This window comes from Prevotella sp. MGM1 (assembly GCF_002933775.1).
Taxonomy (GTDB): domain Bacteria; phylum Bacteroidota; class Bacteroidia; order Bacteroidales; family Bacteroidaceae; genus Prevotella.
The window spans coordinates 1-1,651 of the sequence record NZ_BEWV01000063.1 but is presented as its reverse complement, the minus strand read 5'-3'; the positions used below and the strand labels follow the sequence as shown (position 1 = coordinate 1,651).

2 protein-coding genes are annotated in these 1,651 nt (G+C 60.8%); both read right to left on the bottom strand.

Annotation, left to right across the window (positions count from 1 at the left end):
- Window positions 1-404: ATP:cob(I)alamin adenosyltransferase (locus MoGM_RS01870; protein WP_104368525.1), on the bottom strand; the 404-nt coding region annotated here is incomplete at its 3' end.
- A gap of 6 nt (window positions 405-410) precedes the next feature.
- On the bottom strand, window positions 411-1,651 hold a 1,241-nt coding region (locus MoGM_RS01865), incomplete at its 5' end, for a cobyrinate a,c-diamide synthase (RefSeq protein ID WP_104368524.1).

Here is a 1,651-nt window from a genome sequence, read left to right as displayed (position 1 = left end):
GAAACCAGCGGGCGCGCGGCGGTACGGGCTGGCGTGCGGGCGGCGTGCATGAACGCCGTGACGGTGCTTTCGCCCGCCAGCACAAAACCTCCGCCACCACGTTGAGTATCTATATACCGCTCCATGCGCAGCGTCAAATCATCTACACCGAGCCTGCGGGGATTTGCGCTCCCCCCGGGCGTGGCCACATGGCTCATCACTACCATCAGTTCGCGCTGTATGTCGCGTATCATCACCGCAGCCTCACTCTCTGCCGGAAGCAGCGAGCGCACTATGCCGAGCAGCGAGTTGAGGTGGTCTGTCTGTCCGTTGGCCTCTATCCTCGGGTCGTCCTTGTACACCCTGACACCTTCCCTGATGGCTGTTGTCCCGGTATCACCGGTCTTTGTATATATACTTTTCATTTTCCGTTATTCATCCACCGCCCCGAAAAAGTCGGTCGGCGCAATTTCTCCGCCCCAATACACATGCGTATATCCGGCTATCACGTTGCCGGTGCGCAATATTGCCGAACTCACAGGCTCGCCGGCGGCGTTATACACCTGAGTGATGCTCTGCGGCTCACCGCCAGCAAAGCGCGAGTAGTGAAACTCATGACCGCTTACCGTGCGGCCGGCGAGGGCAAATCGCCTGTAACCGAGCGACAGACGGCGGTCGGCCGTGCGTGCCGTAATATCGTGCGGCAGCACTCCCGCCATTTCATGCACACCGTCGTCGGTGGCTATCGAGCGGCACAGGTACATCATTCCTCCGCACTCGGCAAGCACACGGCCGCCACGTCCGGCATAAGCGCATATTGAATTTATCGTGCGACGTGCGGCGGACAACTCTGACGCACGGTTCTCCGGATAGCCTCCCGGCAGATACAACAGCGAGGTGTCGGCCGGCAACGGCTCGTCGCTCTCGGGGTCGAGCACGGTCACCCGTCCCATGGCACGCAACATGTCGATATGTTCCTGATACAAGAATGAGAACGCCTCGTCGCTCCGCGCCACCACGATATTGCCGCCTATGCACGGCAATCCGCTCCACGGTGACACCTTGTCAGGACACGGGCGGGATACGGCAGCAAGCAGATGCCGCCAGTCTATGTTGTCATCTATTGCCGCCGTGACGCCATCGGCAGCCCCGACACTGAAATCGAGACCAAGATAACGCGACGGATGACCGCCCGACGCGCGGCGCGGCAGAAAGCCGAAGCACTCTATCCCGAGGTCGGAGCACACCCGGAGGAGCATCTGCCTGTGACGCTCGGAGCCTACTTTATTAAATATTACGCCGGCCACGGTGACGCTACTGTCGAACCGTGTGAAACCATAGAGCAACGGGGCAAGCGAGTAAGCGGCACTGCGGGCATCGGCCACGAGCACCACCGGCAGCCCAAGCACCCGGGCAATGTCGGCCGTCGAACCGAGACTGCGGTCATATCCGTCGTACATGCCCATCATTCCCTCCACCACACACACATCGGCACCGGCCGAATAGTGACCGTACAGCGCCCTTACATGCCGCTCGCCGGCCATGAACAGGTCGAGATTGACCGACGGACGGCCGCAGACGGCCGCATGAAACTTGGTATCTATATAGTCAGGACCGCACTTGAACGGCTGCACCGCACGCCCATGACCGCGCAGCCGACTCATCAGTCCGC